The following is an 18,233-nucleotide window of genomic DNA, read 5'->3' as shown; positions in this document are numbered from 1 at the left end:
CGCAGCGAGCCCGGCGGGCCGGCCGGCGGCGGGCGCGTGCCCCCGCGGCTCTCCCGGTGGGCCTGGACCGCCGACGTCGCCCTCGCCCTCGTGCTCGCCGTCGGCACCGTCGTCGCCGACCTCGACCGTTCCTACTACGAGGAGCGCCAGGACGCCCCGCAGGGGGAGGCCCTCGCCCCGCCGCCGCCCGGCCTGCCGGAGCTGGCGGGGCCCCGGGCCGGGGAGCCGTGGTGGGAGCCGCCGGTGCCGCCGGCGCAGCGGCCCGGGGAGCCGCCGGTCGACGTGCGGTACCCGGGGCCGGCCGTCGTCGAGCACGTGCTGCCGCCCGCGCAGGGCTGGGAGCTGGTCCTCGGGGCGCTGGCCGCCGTGCCGCTGGCGGTACGGCGGCGCTACCCGCTCGCCGCGTTCTGGGCGGTGCTCGCCGCGGTCCTCTCGTTCCACCTGGGCGAGGTCGCGCGCGGGGCGACGGCGTTCGCGTTCGCCGCCGGGGTGGTCGCCGCGTACAGCGCGGCGATGTACAGCCCGCACCGCAGGAGCGCGCTGGCGAGCCTGCTCGCCGGGGTGCCGCTGTTCGCGGCATCGGGGGTGGTGCCGGAGCTGGGGCGCGGGTTCGTACCGCTGCTGGTGCTGCTGCCGATCGCGCTGGCCGCGAACGCGATCCACACCTGGCAGCAGCGCGTCCGCGCCCTGCAGGAGGAGCAGGAGGCGGCGACGCGGCTGGCCGTGGACCAGGAGCGGTCGCGGATCGCGCGCGAGCTGCACGACGTCGTCACGCACAACGTCAGCATGATGACGATCCAGGCCGGCGCGGCCCGCAAGGTGCTGGACACCTCGCCGGAGCAGGCGCGGGAGGCGATGCGGGCGGTGGAGGACGGCGGGCGGACGGCGATGGCGGAGCTGCGGCACGTGATGGGGCTGCTGACGATGGCGGCGGCGCGCCCGGCGGACCCGGCGGGACCGGCGGCGGACCCCATGACCGATCCCATGACCGACCCGCTGTCCGGCCCGCCGACGGAGACGCCCCCCGGGGCGTCCCCCGGGCCGCCCGGCGGCGCGGGTCCCCCCGCCCGCCGCGCGCGCACCCCCGCCGCCCCCGACCCCGCGCTCGCCGTCCACCTCGCCCCCCAGCCCGGCCTCGGCCAACTGGCCGCCCTGGCCGGCCGGGTGCGCGACACCGGCGTGCCCGTGGCGCTGTCGGTGACCGGCGCCCCGGAGGCCCCGCTGCCGGCGGGCGTCGACCTCGCCGCGTACCGCGTGGTGCAGGAGGCGCTGACGAACGCCGTCAAGCACGTCGTCAGCTCCTCCGGCGCCGTCTCCGTCGCGCACGCACCCGGTGAGCTGCGCGTCGAGGTCACGGACACCGGCGGCCCGCCCACCGCCCGCGCCGCGGCCGGCAGCGGCCGGGGCCTCATCGGCCTGCGCGAACGGCTGGCGGTCTACGGCGGTACGCTCCACGCCGCCCCGCGCCCCCGCGGCGGCTACCGGGTCCGCGCGGTGATCCCGCTCCCGGGCGCGCGGCCCGGGGCGAACGCGCCCCGCACGGCGGGGGAACGCCCGGCCGGGGACGGGGGACGCGCATGCCCCTGACAGAGCGGGACGGCGCCATGCAGACATAATGACCGGCATGCGGATCTCGGCACGAGCAGACTACGCGGTGCGCGCGGCCCTGGAGCTGGCAGCGGCGACGGCGGACGCCCCGGTCAAGGCGGAGGCCATCGCGGACGCGCAGGGCATTCCGCACAAGTTCCTGGAGGGCATCCTCGGCGACATGCGCCGCGGCCGGCTGGTGGTCAGCCAGCGCGGCGGCCGGGGCGGCTACCGGCTCGCCGCGGCCGCCGACGAGATCACCATCGCCGACGTCATCCGGGTGGTGGAGGGCCCGCTGGTGTCGGTGCGCGGCGCCCGGCCGCCGGAGCTGTCGTACGTGGGGCCGGCGGAGTCGCTGCTGCCGCTGTGGATCGCGCTGCGCGTGAACGTACGCAGGATCCTCGGGGAGGTCACCCTCGCGGACGTGGCGTCGGCCCGGCTGCCGGGCTACGTGCACGAGCTGGCGGAGGACCCCGACGCGTGGACGAACCCCTGACGCCGTAGCCGCACGCGGGGCCCCGGCGGGGGTGTACGTAACACCACCCCGCATTGGGGTCGTGCGCCCAGTGCCCGCGTCCGTCACCGTCCGTAGCTTCGTTGTCAGGCACAGGGAGTGCCGCGATGACGAGGGGTGAAGACGATGTTCGGACGCAACGAGCGCCGCGGGCCCGCCGGTCCCGCCGCCGGGAGCGCGCCGCACGAGGCGCTGCGACTGGTCAAGGTGACCAAGGTCTACGGCACCGGGGGCGCCGAGGAGGCGGCCGTCACCGCGCTCGACGGGGTGACGCTGAGCCTCCCGGCCGGGTCCTTCACCGCCGTGATGGGCCCCTCCGGCTCCGGGAAGTCGACGCTGCTGCAGTGCGCCGCGGGCCTGGACCGGCCGGACAGCGGCGTGGTCATGGTCGACGGCGCGGAGATGACCGCGGGCAGCGAGACGGCGCTGACGAAGTTCCGCCGGGAGCGGATCGGGTTCGTCTTCCAGCAGTACAACCTGCTGCCCACGCTGAACGTCGCGCAGAACACCGTGCTGCCGCTGAAGCTCGCCGGCCGCCGCGTGGACCGCGCCCGGGTGCGCGAGGTGCTGGCCCGCGTCGGCCTCGCCGACCGGATGCGGCACCGGCCCGACCAGCTCTCCGGCGGTCAGCGGCAGCGCGTCGCCATCGCCCGGGCGCTCGTCGCGGCGCCGAGCGTGGTCTTCGCGGACGAGCCGACCGGCGCGCTCGACACCCGCAGCGCACGCGACGTGCTGGGCCTGCTGCAGGAGACCGTGCGGGTCGACCGCCGCACCGTGGTGATGGTGACGCACGACCCCGTGGCCGCCTCGTACGCCGACGCGGTCCTGTTCCTGGCCGACGGCCGGCTGGTGGGGCAGATGAACGCGCCGACCGCCGACGCCGTCGCGGAGCGGATGACGCACCTCGGCGACATGTACGAGGCCGGCGCCCCGCAGTCCGGCGCCCAGCAGCCCGGCGCCCCGCGCACCGCACCGATGGGGGCCTGATCATGTTCTCGCTGGCCATGCGCTCGATCCGGCAGCGGCCCGGCCGCTTCGCCGCCACGCTCCTGTCGGCCTTCCTCGGCGCGACGATCATCATGATGTTCAACTCGCTGCTCGACACCGCGGGCGCCGACGGCGTCGACGACACCAGCGCGGAGTCGCTGTCCACGGCCGCGATGGTCGTCGGCGGCTACGGCTCGCTGCTGGTGTTCTTCGCCGTCGCCTCCACCCTCACGGTCGCCGTACGGCAGCGCACCGACGAGATCGACCTGCTGCGCTCCACCGGCGCGACGCCGGCGCAGATCACCAGGATGGTCGTCGGCGAGGCGGCGGTCGTCGCCCTCGCCGGGGCGCTGCTGGCGATCGTGCCCGGCATGGTCGGCGGGCGAATCCTGCTGGACATGTTCCAGGACAGCGGGCAGGTCGCGGACGACGTCGACCACGCCTTCGGCACCGTCGCGCTGATGTCGGGCATCGACATCACGCTGCTGGCGTCGGTGGGCGCCGCGTTCCTCGCGGTGCGGCGGGCCGGCAGGGCGCGTGCGGGGCGGGCCCCGCGGCGCCGGCTGCGCACCTGGGGCGGCTACGCCGCGCTGGGGCTGGGCGCGGGGCTGTGCCTGACCGGCTTCGCCATGGGCGACGCGGGCCCGGAGGCCATGGCGCCGCCGGCGTACGGGGCGATCCTGCTGTCCGTCGGCTTCGCGGCCTTCTCGCCGGCGCTGCTCGGCGGGCTGCTGCGGCTGGCCGGCGGGGTGCTGACGGCGTTCGGCGGGGGCAGCGGCTACCTGACGGTGCACGGGCTGCGGCAGCGGGCCGCGCAGCTGTCCGGGGTGCTGATGCCGATGGTCCTCTTCGTGGGCATCTCGGTCGCGACGCTGTACATGCAGTCCGTCGAGAACGACCACATCGAGGCCGCCGGGCTGACGCGGTCGGTCGACGACAAGAACCTGGAGACGCTGAACTTCGTGGTCGTCGGGATCATCGCCGTCTTCGCCTGCGTGATGCTGGTCAACACGCTGTACGCGGCGACCTCGTACCGCAGCCGCGAGTTCGGCCAGCAGCGGCTGGCCGGCGCGACGCCCGGCCAGGTGCTGGCGGGGGTCGGCCTGGAGGGGCTGCTGCTGACGGTGACCGGGGTGTTCTTCGGGACGCTGGCCGCGGTGGCCGGGATCGTGCCCTTCACGGTGGCCCGTACGGACCACGTGCTGCCGGAGGCCGGGTACGGGATCTGGGCGGCGGTCGCCGGGGTGGCCGCGGCGGCGACGCTGGCCACCGCGCTGGGCACCGCGCGGCGGGTGCTGCGCACGCCGGCGGTCGAGACGGTCGCGCTGGCGGCGTGAGCGGGGGCGTGGGGAAGGGCCCGTCGACGGGGTCGACGGGCCCTTCGGCGCGGGCGCGAGGCCATCCGCGGGCGGGTAGGGCGGGGCGGGTGGTGCGCGGCGTACGGCACACGGGCCTGTGCGCCCGGGTGCCCACGGGCCTGGGTGCCCACGGACAGCCGCCGCCCGCTAGGCCAGGTTGCGGTCCGCGTACACGCGCATCGCGTCCCGTACGAACTCCGCCGTGCCCTCCCCGTGCGCGTCGTAGTGCGCGGTGAACCGCGGGTCGTCCACGTACATCTGCCCCAGCCCCGCGAACGCCTCCGCCGACGGCTCCCGCCCCTGCCAGCCCGCGCTGATCCACTCGTACTGGCGCCGCGTGATCTCCTGCGCCGCCACGCCGTCCGGCGACTCGCCGGCGGCGTGCGCGGCGGCGAAGTCGTCGGCGATGTCGCGCTGGCGGCGCTGGAACCCGCGCCGCTCCGCCTCGCTCAGCGAGCGCCACCACCGGTCGCCCCGCTCGTACGCGGCCTTCCCCCAGCGCCGTGTGACCTCCTCCTCGTACCGGGTGTGGTCGAATCCGTCGAGCACCTCGTCCGCCATCAGCGGCTCACCTTCCCTCAGCTTCCGCAGCGTCGTCTGCACCGATGCGATCTGCCGGCCGATGCGCCGCCGCTCCTGCTCCAGCAGCTCCAGGTGCGCGTCGAGCGCGGCCGCGGTGTCCGCGGGGCCGCGGTCGCCGTCGAGCGCCTCGGCGATGGCCGGGAGGCCGAGGCCGAGTTCGCGGAGGAGCAGGATGCGCTGCAGCCGGACGAGGGCGTGCGCGTCGTAGTAGCGGTAGCCGTTGGCCGCGACGCGGCTGGGGCGGAGCAGCCCCACCTCGCCGTAGTGGCGCAGGGTGCGGCTGGTGGTGCCCGCGGTGCGGGCGATCTCCTGGATGGACCACTCCATGGCGGTGCGCGCTCCTCGTCCGAAGGGCGGGGACCGGCCGGCCGGCCGGTGGGACCACCGTAGAAGTTGACGTTGCGTCAAGGTCAATCCCGGAGGGCGCGGGGCGCCGGCGCGGTTCGCGGACGAGGCCGGGGCGGTGGCTCAGTCCAGCCGGCGGTCCAGCACCCGGAACAGCTCCCCGTCGTCGTCGCCGTCCAGGGACCAGACCATCGCGCCGCCCAGGTCGCGGTCGTCGATGTACTCGGCCTTCTGGGCGACGACCCCCGGGTCGTCGTACGTCCAGAACGTGCTGCCGTCGAACAGCCATGCGTGGCCGTTCCTCCGGTCGCGGTACACCTCGTACGCGCCCGAGGCCGCGAACTGCTTCAGGACCTTGTAGTCCTCGAAGCCCGCCTCCCACGTGCCCGGCGCCGCGCCCGCGGCCGGCTGGTGGTAGCCGTCGCCGCCGCCCTCGACGCCCTGCCAGCCGCGGCCGTAGAACGGGATGCCGAGGACCAGCTTGTGGCGCGGCGCGCCGCGCTGCAGCCAGTCGTCGACGACCTGCTGCAGGCTGTCGTCGGGGGAGTGGATCGCGGACTGCTGGTTGGTGTTCTTCTCCCAGGCGCCGTGCAGGTCGTAGCCCTGGAGGGTGGCGTAGTCGAGGTAAGGGAAGAGCTTGCGGGTCTCGTAGCCCGCGTCGATGGCGTGGACGCTGGCCGGCAGGAACGCCGTCAGCAGCAGGTGCCGGTCGCGGCCGGGACGCCCGCGCTCGGCCCGGTCGAGCTGCCGCCGGAACTCCTTGACCAGCGCGGTGAAGTTCTCCTTGTCCTCGGGGCGGTAGACGGTGTCGGCGTCACCGGGGTAGTTGGGCCACTCCCAGTCCAGGTCGATGCCGTCGAAGACGCCCGCCGCGCTGCGGGGGCCGCCGCGGCCGTCGACGCGCGGCAGGTTGCCCTTGATGAACAGGTCGATGCAGGACGACACGAACTCCCGGCGCGACTCGGGCGTGCGCACCGCGTCGGAGAAGTGCGTCGACCAGGCCCAGCCGCCCAGCGACATCATGACCTTCAGGTCCGGGTACCGGGCCTTCAGTTCGCGGAGCTGGTTGAAGTTGCCGGCGAGCCGCTGGCGCGGCGAGTCGGCCCGGCCGTCGACGGACTCGGCGGCGGTCATCCCGCGCTGGTAGTCGGTGTAGGCGTCGCCTTCGCCCTCGATGGTGTCCTCGAAGCACGTGCCGTCGGGGCTGACGTTGCCGAAGGCGTAGTTGAGGTGCGTCAGCCGCGCGGCGGTGCCGTTGGTGACGAGGTCCTTGACGAGGAAGCCGCGGTCCCTGGTACCCCACTGGGTGAAGTAGCCGACGCGCCGGGCCTCGTCCCGGTCGCCGTGTCCGCCGTGACCGTGGTGACCTCCGTGTCCGTGGTGACCGCCGTGGCTGCCGTGACCGCCGTGACCGCCGTGCCGGCCCGCGGCGGCGGAGGCTTCGTCGGGGGTCGCGGCGGTGGCGCCGGCCGTGGTCAGGCCGGGGGTGACCAGGAGGGACAGCGCACAGCCGGCCACGGCCAGGCGGCGCACGAGTCTTCGGTGCATGGAAACCCTCTTCTCGGGAGATCGCGCTTCTCTCGGCGCGCCGAACGCTATTGGCCTAGACCAATAGGGGTCAAGGGTTCGTACGGCGGCGCACCCGGCGGTACGACCCTGCTCAGCACGGGTGATCGGCACGATCTAGGGTGAATCCGGACAGCGTCGGGTCGCGGCGGGAGGTACGGGCATGACCGCGGACACCGGCCTCGGCGACCTCCTCGACGGCAACGACGTCGCCGGGCTGCAGCAGTGGCTCGCCGACCACCCCCCGCACGTCGTCGCCGACGAACTCGCCCGCGCCGACGAGGTCACGGCCGTCTTCTGCTTCCGGCTGCTGGCGAAGGACCGCGCGGTCGAGGTCTTCGAGGAACTGGACGCGGTCGACCAGCAGAAGATCCTCGAAGGGCTGCGCGACCAGACCTTCCGGCACGTCGTCGAGGAGATGGACCCCGACGACCGCGCCCGGCTGCTCGGCGAGGCGCCCGCCAACTTCGCCCAGCGCGTGCTGGCCGGCCTCAGCTCCCGCGAGCGTGCCCTGACCGCCCCGCTGCTCGGGTACGAACAGGACGCCGTCGGCCGGTACATGTCGCCGGAGCTGGTGCTGCTGAAGGAGCGCTCCACCGTCGCCGAGGCGCTGGACCGGGTGCGCCGCGTCGGCCCGGACGCCGAGACCGTCTACACGCTGCCGGTCGTGGACGACCGCCGGCACCTGGTCGGCGTCGCCTCCCTGCGGGAGGTGGTGCTGGCCCCGCCGGCGCGCCCCCTCATCGAACTGGTGGACACGGAGTTCCCGCGGGTCTACGCCACGGACAACGCCGAGACCGCCGCCCGCCTGATGCAGGAGGCCAACCTCCTCGGCCTGCCCGTCGTGGACAGCGAGGAGCGGGTCGTCGGCATCCTGACGGTCGACGACGCCATCGAGCTGATCGAGGAGGCGGACACCGAGGACGTGGCCCGGCAGGCCGGCGCCGAGCCGGTGGAGGGCCACTACCTGTCGGTCGGGGTCTTCCGGCTCGCCCGCGCCCGCATCATCTGGCTGTTCCTCCTCATCCTCGCCGCCACCCTCACCGCCGGCGTGCTGCAGGCGTTCGAGGGGGAGCTGGCGGAGGTGACCGCGCTGGCGGTGTTCATCCCGCTGCTCGTCGGCACCGGCGGAAACGTCGGCGCCCAGGCCGCGACGGCCGCGGTGCGCGCGATCGCGGTCGGCGAGCTGCGGACCGGCGACGTGGCCCGGGTGGCGTGGCGGGAGTGCCGGGTGGGCTTCCTCCTCGGCGTCGGGCTCGGCGTCGTGGGCATGGTGCTGGCGACGGTCATGACCGACGGCCGGATCGCGGTGACCGTGTCGCTGTCGCTGGTGCTGATCTGCTCCTGGGCGGCGGTGGTCGGCTCCGCGATGCCGCTGCTGGCCCGGCAGCTGGGCATCGACCCGGCGGTGATCTCGGCCCCGCTGGTGACCACGCTGGTCGACGCCACGGGGCTGGTGATCTACTTCCTCATCGCCCGTGCGGTGCTGGGCCTCTGAGTGCGCGGGCGTACCCCCGGAGGCCGCCGCGTACGCCGGGGTGCCGGACGCGGTGCGTCAAGCTCTCCCCCGGGGTTGCGGGCCGGGCCGCCGGTTGCCAGGCTTTCGCCCGTGTTGAGGCCGGAACGGTGCAGGCCAAGGATGGCGTGGGCTGGGACGGCGACCGCGGCGACGGGGGTGTGGAGAATCGGTGCCTCTAGGTGAGCAGCCCGCCTATCTCCGGGTCGCCGCGGATCTGCGCCGGAAGATCGTCAGCGGCGAGCTGCCCCCGCATGCGCGGCTGCCCTCGCAGGCCCGTATCCGCCGGCTGTACGGGGTCTCGGACACCGTCGCGCTGGAGGCGCGCAAGGTGCTGATGGCCGAGGGGCTGGTCGAGGGCCGGTCCGGGTCCGGCACGTACGTACGCGCGCGCCCCGAGCCGCACCGGCTGGTCCGTACGGGCTACCGCGGCCTCGGCGACGTCACCCCCTTCCGGCAGGAGCAGGCCGACGAGTCGGTCGACGGCTCCTGGGACTCGCGCAGCGCACAGGAGCGCGCCGGCGCGGACGTCGCCGCCCGGCTCCAGCTGGCCGCGGGCGAGCCGGTGATGCGCACCCGCTACGTCTTCCGCTCGGCCGGCGAGCCCGTGCTGCTGTCCACCTCCTGGGAGCCGCTGGCCCTCACCGGCCGCACGCCCGTGCTGCTGCCCGAGGAGGGGCCGCTGGCCGGGCGCGGGGTGGTGGAGCGGATGGCGGCGATCGACGTCGTCGTGGACAACGTCGTGGAGGAGGTCGGCACCCGCCCGGGGCTGGCCGAGGAGGCGCAGGCGCTCGGCGCGGTGCCGGGGCAGCCGGTGCTGTGCATCCAGCGGACGTTCTACGCCTCGGGGCGGGCGGTCGAGACGGCGGACGTGATCGTTCCGGCCGACCGCTACCGCGTCAGCTACCACCTGCCGGTCCGCTAGCCCGGCCCCGGGGAGCCGTGCCCCCGGGCTCTCTTCTCCTCCCCGATTCGAACTTCCGGCCGAGAAAGGCACTTCTCGTGTAAAGCCGTATGCGGGGAGTGAATGCCGGGCGTAAGCTCTGGCATATTCGGCAGGCAAGCAGGGCGGCCGGGCGAGAGCCGTGCGGACGCGCCCTGGACGGACACTCCTGGGGGTGGGGCTTATGGGCGACAGCGGTGCCGCACGCCCGTGGGTCGTCGTCCGCGAGGACGGGAACGGCAACCGCTACCGCGTCGGCCGCTACGCCACGCGCGCCGAGGCCGAGAGCGTGGTCTCCCGTTTCGGACCGGCGGGGCAGCGGCAGATATACCGGGTAGAGCGCGCCGGCGGCGGGGACGCCGCCAACTCCGCGTAGCTTTGCATACGCATGTAGGTGATATTTAACACCAGAACGGGTATGTAACTACCACTCCCCTCAAGTCGGGCAAATCCGACAGAACTCCGCTGGGATGTGGTAGGTGTGAGCAACCCTCCGTTCCTCCGCCACGCCGCCGTGACGCCCCTGTCCCCCGTGCCGCCCCTCGCCGGCCCCTCCGGCCCCGGCCCCGGCCCTGGCCCCTCGGGACCTTCCGGCCCTTCCGGCTCTTCCGGACCTGCCGAGTGGAGCTTCCCCGCCGACCCCGGCTGCGTGCGCACCGCCCGCGCCGTCGTCCGCGACACCCTGCGCACCTGGCACCTCGACCCCGTGAGCGACCTCGCCGTCCTGCTCGTCAGCGAGCTGGTCACCAACTCCCTGCGCTACGCCTCCGGCCCCGTCGGCCTGCGCCTGCACGCCGTCGGCGGATCCGACGCCGGCGGCGCCATCCGCGTCGAGGTGTCCGACACGCTGCCGGTGCCGCCGCGGGTGCGTACGGCCGCGCCCGACGAGGAAGGCGGCCGGGGGCTGCAGTTGGTCGCCACCGTCGCGCTGCGCTGGGGCATCGAGCGCGCGGGAATGGGCAAGACGGTGTGGTTCGAGCTGGGGTCCGCTGGTTAGAACGTACGGGGGAGGCTTCATCGGCGTACGGAAGGGGGCGCGCGGGGGCGTAGCGCCGGGTGCCGTGCGGGCACCACTTCGCAGACGCAGCGGTGACGGGCCGGAAGCGGTGGGGCGTTCCGAACCGTGACCCGACGACCATGTTCCGGATACGGATCTTCCCGCATACTCTGCGGTGCGTACCCGGTGCAGGATCAGCAAAGGGGGCGGTCGCGTGGGAGCACCGTTCTGGCAGAGCAGTCCGCCGGGCTCTATCTACGACCACATCCAGGTGGCCTCCTTCGCCCTGGACGCGGACGGGCGCATCGAGCAGTGGAGCGCCCGCGCCGAGGAACTCCTCGGCATCCCCGCCGCCGAGGTGCTGGGTCGCGACGCCGTCCTGGCGCTGGTTCCGGAAGAGCAGCGGGCGGACGTGGGGGAGAAGGTCGCGGAGATCCTCGACGGACGGGAGTGGACCGGCCTGCTGCCGTACCGCAGACCGGCGGTGACGGACGCGGCCGGCGCCGAGCACCCCGCCGTCGACGGGATCGCCGAGCTGTACGTCATGCCCACCACCGGCGCCGACGGCGCCCGCGGCGCGCTGTGCGTCGCCGTCGACGCGTACGCGCTCCGCCGCATCGAGACCGACCTCGCCGCCTCGCAGGCCGTTTTCGGCCAAGCCCCGATGGGCTTCCTCCTGTTCGGCACCGACCTCCGGCTCGTACGCGTCAACGAGCGCTTCGCCGCCGCCTTCGGCGGCACCGTCGCCTCCCACTCCGGCCGCGCCCCCCGCGACTACCTGCCGCGCCCCGAGGCCGAGCGCGTCACCGCCGCCCTGAAGCAGGTCCTCGACACCGGCGAGCCCGTCACCGACATGCAGATCCTCGGCCCCGCCCCCGAGGAGCCGCAGAGCGCCGCCCGCGCGGCGGACGCGCGCGAGGGCCAGGTGGGCAGCCTGCGGTGGTCCATATCGCTGTACCGGGTGCACAGCAGCACCGGCCGGCCCATGGGCGTCGCCGCCATCGCCGCCGACATCACCCGCCGCCGCCGCGCCGAGAGCGAGGCCGCCAGCACCCGCCGCAACCTCGCCCTGCTCAACGAGGCCGGCGCCCGCATCGGCAACTCCCTCGACCTGGAGACCACCGCCCGCGAGCTGCTCGGCGTCACCGTCCCGCAGTTCTGCGACATGGCCTGCGTCGACGTCTACCAGAGCCTCCTCGACGGCGACGAAGGCCGCCCCGGCATCGCCGACGGCAGCGCCGAGCTGCGCCGCGTCGCCTTCGCCAGCGCCGTCTCCGACGCCCCCGGCACCGCCGTCGGCTCCACCCACCGCTTCCCGTTCCACTCCCCGTACGCCGCCGCGCTGCGCACCGCCCAGGTGCGCCGGGTGCCCGGCGGCACCGACGACGGCGACGGCGGGCTGGTGCAGACGACGCTCGCGGTGCCGCTGGTCGCGGGCGACACCGTCGTCGGGCTCGTGCAGTTCTCCCGCGCCCGCGGCAGCGAGGACTTCGGCGAACGCGACGCCGCCCTCGGCGAACAGCTCGCCGCCCGCGCCGCCGTGTGCATCGACAACGCCCGCCTCTACCGCCGCGAGCACTCCCGCGCCCTCATCCTCCAGCGCAGCCTGCTCCCGCCCGGCGACCCCGAGGCCGCCGGCCTCGACATCGCCTGCCGCTACCTCCCCGGCAACACCGCCACCGAGGTCGGCGGCGACTGGTTCGACGTCATCGAGCTGCCCGGCCACCGCACCGCGCTCATCGTCGGCGACGTCATGGGCCGCGGCCTCCGCGCCGCCGTCGCCATGGGCGAACTCCGCACCGCCGTACGCACCCTCGCCATGCTCGACCTGGAGCCCGCCGAGGTGCTCGCCGCCCTCGACGAGATCGCCGCCGGCCTCGGCGGCGTCTCCGCCGAGGTCTACCTCGCCACCTGCGTGTACGTCGTCTACGACGCGGTCACCCGGCGCTGCACCATCGCCAACGCCGGCCACCTGCCGCCGGTCGTCGTGGAACCCGACGAGCCGCCGCTGCTGCTGGAGGTGCCGACCGGCATGCCGCTCGGCGTCGGCGGCGAGCCGTTCGAGGAGGTCGACGTCGAGCTGCCGGACGGCGCGCTCCTCGCCCTCTACACCGACGGCCTCGTGGAGTCCCGCGACCACGGCCTGGCCGAGGGCCTGGAGGAGCTGCGCAAGGCGCTCTCCGCCCCCGCGCAGCAGCTGGAGGACGTCTGCGACCACGTGCTCGACACGCTCTACACCCGGCACGGAGAGGACGACATCGCCCTGTTGACGGCCCGTATCCGGGGGCTGCCCGCCGACACCGTCGGCGACTGGCGGCTGCCCGCGGAACCCCGCTCGGTCGCGCTCGCGCGCGAACACGCCCGCACGCAGCTCGCCGCCTGGCAGCTGGAGCCGCTGATCGACACCACCGAGCTGCTCGTCAGCGAGCTGGTGACGAACGCCCTCCGGCACGGCGAGGGCGGCCGCAGCGGCGGCGGCGAGCCGGAGATACGGCTCCGGCTGCTGCTGGACCGCACGCTGGTCTGCGAGGTGTGGGACAGCAACCTGGTCCAGCCGCGGCGCCGCCGCGCCCGGGACACCGACGAGGGCGGGCGGGGGCTGCAGCTGGTCAGCATGCTCAGCAAGAACTGGGGCAGCAGGCGCACGCACCGCGGCAAGACGGTGTGGTTCGAGCTGGCGCTGCCGGGCACCGAGCCGCAGAAGGAGCTGGACGCGGAGGCGCTGCTGGCGGCGTTCTGAGCACCGAGCACGGCGCGGGGCGCCCGGGCGGCGTCCGGGTGGCGTCCCTCAGGCGACGCCGGGCCGTGCCGCGTCGCGCCGGGAGTCGAGGGCGGCCAGCTTCTCCCGCATCGCGTCGAGGTTCTGCTTCAGCCTCTCCACCACCTCCGTCTGCGCGGCGATCAGCGGCTCGGCGGCCGTCGCCGCGCTCTCGGCGGTGGTCTGCCGCTCCAGCGCCGTACGGGCCAGGTCGTCGAATGTCCCGGCCAGCGCGGCGGCGACGCCCGCGGGCAGCTCGTCGGCCCTGCGGCCGGCGGCGCGGGCCTTGGCGCCCCACTCGTCGGCGGCCCCGGCGGCCCGCCGGTGGTCCGCCTCCCTCAGGCGCAGGTTGCCGAGGGCGGTGGCGGCGGCCCGCTCCGCTTCGCGGATGTGGTCGGAATAGTCGCGGACGAGCCGGTCGAGCGTCTGCTGCGGGTCCTCGGCCCGGTCGACCAGGGCGTCGACGTCGGCGCGGGCGAGCCGGAGGGTACGGCCGAGGATGGTCTGCCTGCCGGTCATCGGGGTCTCCCTTGGCTGTCGCGGGTACGTTCCGGGGCGTACGCCGGGTCCGTTGCTCCTCAGAAGCGGCCGCCGCCGCCCATCCGCCTCCGGGTACCCCCGCCGCCGAAGCTCCCGGGGCCGCGGCCGAGGCCGCCCCCGAAGCCGCGCCCCGAACCGCCCTCTCCGAATCCGCCGCCGAGCATGCCGCCGAGGATGATCCCGCCGAGTATCCCCGTGCCCATGCCCCCGCGCCCGCCCCCGCAGCTGTCCTCGCCCTCTCCCTCGCCCTCGCGCCCGTGGTCGCCGCCGTACGGGCCGCCGAAGGGCCCGCCGCCGTACGAGCCGTCGAAGCCGTGGACGTCCTGCTCGGCGAGCCGGTGCGCCTCGCGGCCCAGTTCGTCCGCGCGCAGCGCGTGCCGGAGGGCGCCGGCCGGGTCGGTGCCGGCGTGCTCGCCGGCCTGCCGCAGGTGCCGCTCGGCCTCGCCCAGCCGGGTACGGGCCGCAGGGCCGACGCCGCCGCGGCGGGTGGTGACGTAGTCGCGGGCGGCGGCCACCGAGCTGTGCGCGCCGACCAGCGCGCGGTCCAGCAGCCGGCCCGCCCGCGGCTCGGCCTCCTCCCTCTCCCTCTCCCTCTCCCCCTCCTCCTGCCGCTCCCGGGCCGCGGCCGGCGCTCCCGCCAGCGCCGCGTCCGCCTCCACCACGCGGCGCAGCGCGGACAGCGGATCGTGCGGGCCGCCGGACGCCTCCCGCTCCACCTCCGCCAGCACCGTCCGCGCCCGCGCGACCCGGTCCCGCAGACCGGCGCTCGACTCGTCCGCGGCCGTGCCCCGCACCGCGCCCTGCGCGTCCGCGAGGTCCGCGCGGATGTCGCGCAGCGCGTCGGCGAGCACCGCGGCGCCCGCGCCCAGCTCCCGCTCGCGCCGGCCGACGAACTCGGCGAGGGCGCCGGCCTGGTCGACGGCGCTCTCGGCGGCCCGGACGTGCACGGCGGTCGTGACGGGGACGTCGGCGCTGAGGGCGGCGCGGGCGTGGGTGAGGTTCTCCGTCGCGAACTGCAGGCGGTCGCGGGCGGCGTCGGGGTTGCCGGCGACGGCGGCGAGCGAGTCGGGGGCGTAGGCGCCGGCCAGCGCGGTGAGCGTGCCCTCGGCGGCGCCGATACGGTCCGGGAGCCGCCGCGCGGCCTCCTCGGCGGCGGCGAGGACCTCCGGCGCCCGCGACACCATCGCGCGCAGCCCGTCGAAGGCGTCGGCCTCGGCATCGAGGCGGGCGTTGGCGTCGGTGCACCGGGCGACGATCTCGTCCAGCATGTCGCGGCGCGCGGCGTCGTCCTCGGGGCGCGCGTCGTCGAGGGCCTGCCGGAGGCGGAAGGCGGCGATCAGCTCGGCCTGCGCGGCGTCGACGGCGTCGGCGAAGGGGCGGGCGGCCTCCTCGCCGGAGCGGGCGGTGGCGAAGCCGAGTTCCTCCCGGCTGGTGCGGACGGCGTCGTCGGTCTCGACGAGGAGTTCCCTGGCGCGGGCGTCGAGTTCGGGGAGGGGGGTGGGCGGGGGTGTGATCGGGCCGCCCGGCTGCAGGTGCACCGGGCCGTGGGGGGTGGGCTTCCGTTTCCGGTAGACGTACACGGCGAGGGCCACGGCGGCGACGGCGACGGCGACCGGCGCCACGAAGTCGGCGGCGCGGATGTCGCTCTCGGCGGACGCGCCGAGGGCGCCGGCGGGCACGGCGTATGCGGTCATGGCGACGGACACGGCGGCGACGGGCACAAGCGCGAGGGCCCCGGCCGCGGTGAGCCGGGCAGCCAGCCGCCGTATCCGCATGCGCGCGCCTCCCGCACCGGTACGCGCCGCAGGTCGGCACGCCCTGTACGGGAGGTTATGCGCCTTTCGCTCCCCCTGCATCCGGGAGGGCGGCGCGCCCTCCCCGTAGACGGATCACCGCCCCGTACTCCGGCGCGCCGGCCCCGGCCGCGACGTGCCGAGCTTCCGGTACCCCAGGCGGCGTACGCGGCCCGCACCGGCGCCGCCTCGGGCTCCGGCAGCACGTGTGCAGCCGGCGGGCGACGCCCCGCCGCCGCCAGGGCTTGCGCACGGCCAGGTCGATGACCGCGAACGTGCACTGCCCGTCAGCGACGCCAACGTCCTCATCCGCAGACATCCCGCCCACTGATCTCCCACTCTCCGGCCGTTGGGAAACGGCGGTCGAGGGGGGGCGGGCACAGGGCGGACGACGCGCGTCGGGCCGGCCGGGGGCTCGGTCGCGCGAGGGAAGTCAGGCGCCGAAGTGCTGGGCGCGGAGGATCAGCACGACGCCGTCGCGGTAGTCCTCCTGATACCAGACCATGACGGGGCCCTCGGCGAATGTCAGCACTCTGGATGCGGCTTCGGTGATGTCGAAGGGCCTGCCGATGCGGCGGACCCCGACGGAGTCGGCGATGCGCTGCGCGATCACTTCGACGTCCTGCGTCTGCGCCTTGCTCAGGCTGCCGACGACGTTCTCGGCGTCGGGTTCGTACTCCCAGGTCCAGTCGCTCACCCGGCGGCGGCCTCCGTCTGGGCGAGGAGCGCGGCGAGTTCGGCGGCAGCGGCTCGGCGCGCTGCGCGGTCGTCGGACTCGCTGACGATGCGCTGGCACTCGCGGAAGCGGGCAAGCCGTTCGGGGAATCGGGCGATGCCGACCCATGACCACCAGTGTTCGACGAACGCGCGGGGCGGCGTGAGGGTGTATTCGTCCCGGGCCTGGCGGATCGCGTCGTTCCACTGCTGATCGAACGCGGCGACGGCGGACGGGTCGAGCTGGGCGACGGCGATGCGGAGCGCGGCGGGGGTCTTGTCGGGCATGGGGACGGTCGGCCCGGCGGGGTCGAGCGGGGCTGTGGTCATGGGCGGCGGTCTCCTCGGCGGTGGCCCCGTGACCATGGCATCAGAACCATGGTCACGGGGCCATACTATCGTGATCATCGGGCGACTTGCCCAACCGCACGGGTGGTCCTCAGCACCCCCGCGGCTTCAGCCACGCGCACTCCACGTCCGCGTCCGCCCCGCGCTCCGCGCTCCGTGTCGACGGCGACGGCGCCGTCTCCGGTGACCCCTCGCCGTACCCTGCCAGCGTCGTCACCACCGCGTCCTCGATGTCCTTCACCGAACCCGCCAGGTAGTTGTTCAGCACCACGCTGAACACCAGCTCCCTGCCGTCCGCGTCCGTCACGTACCCCGACAGCGCCGACGCCCCCGTCAGCGACCCCGTCTTCGCCCGCGCGTTGCCCTCCGCCGGCGTGTCGCACATGCGCGACCGCAGCGTGCCGCCCACGAAGCGGTCCGGGTCGCACGCCACCGGCAGCGACGTGTACCAGGTGTCGAACCACGGCTCGTCCTGGACCGCCGTCAGCAGCTTCACGAACTCCCGGCTCGGGATCATGTTCCCCCGCGACAGCCCCGAGCCGTCGACCTGGCGCAGGGTGGACGTGTCGACGCCCACCGACGTCAGGTACGACGAGACGCCGCGCAGGCCCGCGCCCCAGGTGCCGGCGTCCGCCGTCTCCACGCCGATCGTCTTCGTCAGCACCTCCGCGTGGCCGTTGTTGGACAGCTTCATGAACGGGATCAGCAGGTCCTTCAGCGGCATCGAGCTGTGGCTCGCCACCGGGCGCGCCCGCTCCGGCGTCGCCCGGCCCAGCCGCGTCCTGCCCTCGACCTCGACCCCGTGCCGCTCCAGCGCGTCGCGGAAGACCGCCGCCGCGTAGCCGGTCGGCTCCCACACCGTGATCCACTCCTTGGTGGCGTTCGCCTTCACCGGGATGTTCCCGCTGACGACGATGGTGTTCGTGCCGTGCTCGCGCGCGATGCCCAGCGTGTCGCGCTCGCCCTCCGGGACCGTGCGGCCGCGGTTGTCGATCTTCACGTAGTCGGTGGGCGGCGTCACCTTCACCCTCGGCCGGGCGCCCGGCCGTTTGCCGGGGTACGCCTCCACGACCACCGTTCCGGCGTCGTAGTCCGTGTCGGGGGCCACGGTCAGCGCGGAGATCTGCATGGCGTAGTAGTCCGACTCGTAGTCGGCGGACCACCCGTTGCCGAGGCGTACGGCGTCGAAGCGGGTGTCGTCGGCGACGAGCCGGTCGACCTCGTCCACGCCGGCCGCCGCGACCTTCGCGGCCAGCGCGTCGTAGTCGGCGGCCAGCATCGTGGGGTCGCCGCTGCCGCGCAGGTACAGGTCGCCCCGGGCGGTGAGGACGTCCGTGGGCCAGGTGTGGTCGGGGCCCAGCAGCTCCATCGCCGCGGCGGAGGTGGGCAGCTTGGTGTTGGAGGCGGGCATGAGCCGGGTGGCGGCGGAGTGCTCGTAGAGCGTCTCGCCGCTCGCCGCGTCGGCCACGACGACGGACGCGAGCGCGCCCTCCAGCCGCTCGTCGGCGAGGACGTTGTCCAGTGCCTGCTTGAGCCCGTCGTCGTCGGGGTCCGCCCCGGCGGGGGCGCCGCCGCCGAGGCCGAGGGCGAGGGCGAGGAGGCTCGCCGTCGCGGCGGCGGGCCAAGTCCACGTACGTGCTGATGACTTCCGGCTTCCGGGGGTGTTCAACTGCTCCGCTTTCTCT

At 75.1% G+C, this 18,233-nt stretch carries 16 protein-coding genes; 9 read left to right on the top strand and 7 right to left on the bottom strand.

Going from position 1 to position 18,233, the window contains the following annotated elements; translation table 11 throughout:
- Window positions 1-36 precede the first annotated feature (36 nt).
- From ABD317_RS08340 to ABD317_RS08325, 4 genes are all read left to right on the top strand, one after another.
- Window positions 37-1,587, top strand: a complete 1,551-nt coding sequence (locus ABD317_RS08340; protein WP_344289150.1) for a sensor histidine kinase — start codon at window positions 37-39, stop codon at window positions 1,585-1,587.
- Between the two features lie 37 nt (window positions 1,588-1,624).
- Window positions 1,625-2,083 (top strand): RrF2 family transcriptional regulator, encoded by a 459-nt coding sequence (locus ABD317_RS08335; RefSeq protein WP_344289148.1) that lies wholly within the window; start codon window positions 1,625-1,627, stop codon window positions 2,081-2,083.
- Window positions 2,084-2,227: 144 nt separating this feature from the next.
- Window positions 2,228-3,088, top strand: a complete 861-nt coding sequence (locus tag ABD317_RS08330) for an ABC transporter ATP-binding protein (RefSeq protein WP_344289147.1) — start codon at window positions 2,228-2,230, stop codon at window positions 3,086-3,088.
- A gap of 2 nt (window positions 3,089-3,090) precedes the next feature.
- Complete coding sequence (locus ABD317_RS08325) at window positions 3,091-4,425, top strand: FtsX-like permease family protein (protein ID WP_344289146.1); 1,335 nt, start codon at window positions 3,091-3,093, stop codon at window positions 4,423-4,425.
- Between the two features lie 168 nt (window positions 4,426-4,593).
- On the opposite strand, the gene ABD317_RS08320 is transcribed toward ABD317_RS08325, so the two are convergent.
- On the bottom strand, window positions 4,594-5,355 hold the full coding sequence (locus ABD317_RS08320) for a MerR family transcriptional regulator (RefSeq protein ID WP_344289145.1): 762 nt from the start codon (window positions 5,353-5,355) through the stop codon (window positions 4,594-4,596).
- 141 nt (window positions 5,356-5,496) lie between these two features.
- Window positions 5,497-6,921 carry a glycoside hydrolase family 18 protein gene (locus ABD317_RS08315; RefSeq protein ID WP_425582309.1) on the bottom strand — a complete coding sequence of 475 codons (1,425 nt, stop codon included), beginning with the start codon at window positions 6,919-6,921 and terminating at the stop codon, window positions 5,497-5,499.
- 181 nt (window positions 6,922-7,102) lie between these two features.
- Between ABD317_RS08315 and mgtE the strand changes: the two genes are divergently transcribed.
- The 5 genes from mgtE (at window position 7,103) to ABD317_RS08290 (ending at window position 13,135) form a co-directional block, all read left to right on the top strand.
- Window positions 7,103-8,437 (top strand): magnesium transporter, encoded by a 1,335-nt coding sequence (mgtE, locus tag ABD317_RS08310; RefSeq protein WP_344289144.1) that lies wholly within the window; start codon window positions 7,103-7,105, stop codon window positions 8,435-8,437.
- Between the two features lie 190 nt (window positions 8,438-8,627).
- Complete coding sequence (locus ABD317_RS08305) at window positions 8,628-9,380, top strand: GntR family transcriptional regulator (protein ID WP_344289143.1); 753 nt, start codon at window positions 8,628-8,630, stop codon at window positions 9,378-9,380.
- Between the two features lie 202 nt (window positions 9,381-9,582).
- The gene (locus ABD317_RS08300) at window positions 9,583-9,774 is read left to right on the top strand and encodes a hypothetical protein (RefSeq protein WP_027754424.1); all 192 of its coding nucleotides are present in this window, start codon (window positions 9,583-9,585) and stop codon (window positions 9,772-9,774) included.
- Between the two features lie 105 nt (window positions 9,775-9,879).
- The gene (locus ABD317_RS08295; RefSeq protein WP_344289142.1) at window positions 9,880-10,395 is read left to right on the top strand and encodes an ATP-binding protein; all 516 of its coding nucleotides are present in this window, start codon (window positions 9,880-9,882) and stop codon (window positions 10,393-10,395) included.
- A 214-nt stretch (window positions 10,396-10,609) separates the two neighbouring features.
- A complete protein-coding gene (locus tag ABD317_RS08290) occupies window positions 10,610-13,135 on the top strand; it encodes a SpoIIE family protein phosphatase (protein ID WP_344289141.1) in 2,526 nt (841 codons plus the stop codon).
- A 48-nt stretch (window positions 13,136-13,183) separates the two neighbouring features.
- On the opposite strand, the gene ABD317_RS08285 is transcribed toward ABD317_RS08290, so the two are convergent.
- The 5 genes from ABD317_RS08285 to dacB all read right to left on the bottom strand — a co-directional run bounded on the left by ABD317_RS08285 (window position 13,184) and on the right by dacB (window position 18,217).
- Window positions 13,184-13,672, bottom strand: coding sequence for a PspA/IM30 family protein (locus ABD317_RS08285; RefSeq protein ID WP_344289140.1), 489 nt, complete (start codon window positions 13,670-13,672; stop codon window positions 13,184-13,186).
- A gap of 59 nt (window positions 13,673-13,731) precedes the next feature.
- Complete coding sequence (locus tag ABD317_RS08280) at window positions 13,732-15,468, bottom strand: TPM domain-containing protein (protein WP_344289139.1); 1,737 nt, start codon at window positions 15,466-15,468, stop codon at window positions 13,732-13,734.
- Between the two features lie 451 nt (window positions 15,469-15,919).
- Window positions 15,920-16,183 carry a hypothetical protein gene (locus ABD317_RS08275; protein ID WP_344289138.1) on the bottom strand — a complete coding sequence of 88 codons (264 nt, stop codon included), beginning with the start codon at window positions 16,181-16,183 and terminating at the stop codon, window positions 15,920-15,922.
- Window positions 16,180-16,530 (bottom strand): DUF6247 family protein, encoded by a 351-nt coding sequence (locus ABD317_RS08270; protein ID WP_344289137.1) that lies wholly within the window; start codon window positions 16,528-16,530, stop codon window positions 16,180-16,182. The genes ABD317_RS08275 and ABD317_RS08270 overlap by 4 nt, the downstream gene beginning before the upstream one ends.
- A 109-nt stretch (window positions 16,531-16,639) precedes the next feature.
- On the bottom strand, window positions 16,640-18,217 hold the full coding sequence (gene dacB / locus ABD317_RS08265; protein WP_344289136.1) for a D-alanyl-D-alanine carboxypeptidase/D-alanyl-D-alanine endopeptidase: 1,578 nt from the start codon (window positions 18,215-18,217) through the stop codon (window positions 16,640-16,642).
- Between the last annotated feature and the right edge of the window lie 16 nt (window positions 18,218-18,233).

The organism is Streptomyces synnematoformans (assembly GCF_039531005.1).
In the GTDB taxonomy this organism is placed as follows: Bacteria; Actinomycetota; Actinomycetes; order Streptomycetales; family Streptomycetaceae; genus Streptomyces; species Streptomyces synnematoformans.
This window is presented reverse-complemented; position numbering and strand designations above follow the sequence as displayed.

What these genes read in the sequence shown, in the direction of transcription:
- ABD317_RS08335 (WP_344289148.1), top strand. Translation starts at nt 1,625, where the DNA reads ATGCGGATCTCGGCACGAGCAGACTACGCGGTGCGCGCGGCCCTGGAG.
- ABD317_RS08330 (WP_344289147.1), top strand. Translation starts at nt 2,228, where the DNA reads ATGTTCGGACGCAACGAGCGCCGCGGGCCCGCCGGTCCCGCCGCCGGG.
- ABD317_RS08325 (WP_344289146.1), top strand. Translation starts at nt 3,091, where the DNA reads ATGTTCTCGCTGGCCATGCGCTCGATCCGGCAGCGGCCCGGCCGCTTC.
- ABD317_RS08320 (WP_344289145.1), bottom strand. Translation starts at nt 5,355, where the DNA reads ATGGAGTGGTCCATCCAGGAGATCGCCCGCACCGCGGGCACCACCAGC.
- ABD317_RS08315 (WP_425582309.1), bottom strand. Translation starts at nt 6,921, where the DNA reads ATGCACCGAAGACTCGTGCGCCGCCTGGCCGTGGCCGGCTGTGCGCTG.
- mgtE (WP_344289144.1), top strand. Translation starts at nt 7,103, where the DNA reads ATGACCGCGGACACCGGCCTCGGCGACCTCCTCGACGGCAACGACGTC.
- ABD317_RS08300 (WP_027754424.1), top strand. Translation starts at nt 9,583, where the DNA reads ATGGGCGACAGCGGTGCCGCACGCCCGTGGGTCGTCGTCCGCGAGGAC.
- ABD317_RS08285 (WP_344289140.1), bottom strand. Translation starts at nt 13,672, where the DNA reads ATGACCGGCAGGCAGACCATCCTCGGCCGTACCCTCCGGCTCGCCCGC.
- ABD317_RS08280 (WP_344289139.1), bottom strand. Translation starts at nt 15,468, where the DNA reads ATGCGGATACGGCGGCTGGCTGCCCGGCTCACCGCGGCCGGGGCCCTC.
- ABD317_RS08270 (WP_344289137.1), bottom strand. Translation starts at nt 16,530, where the DNA reads ATGACCACAGCCCCGCTCGACCCCGCCGGGCCGACCGTCCCCATGCCC.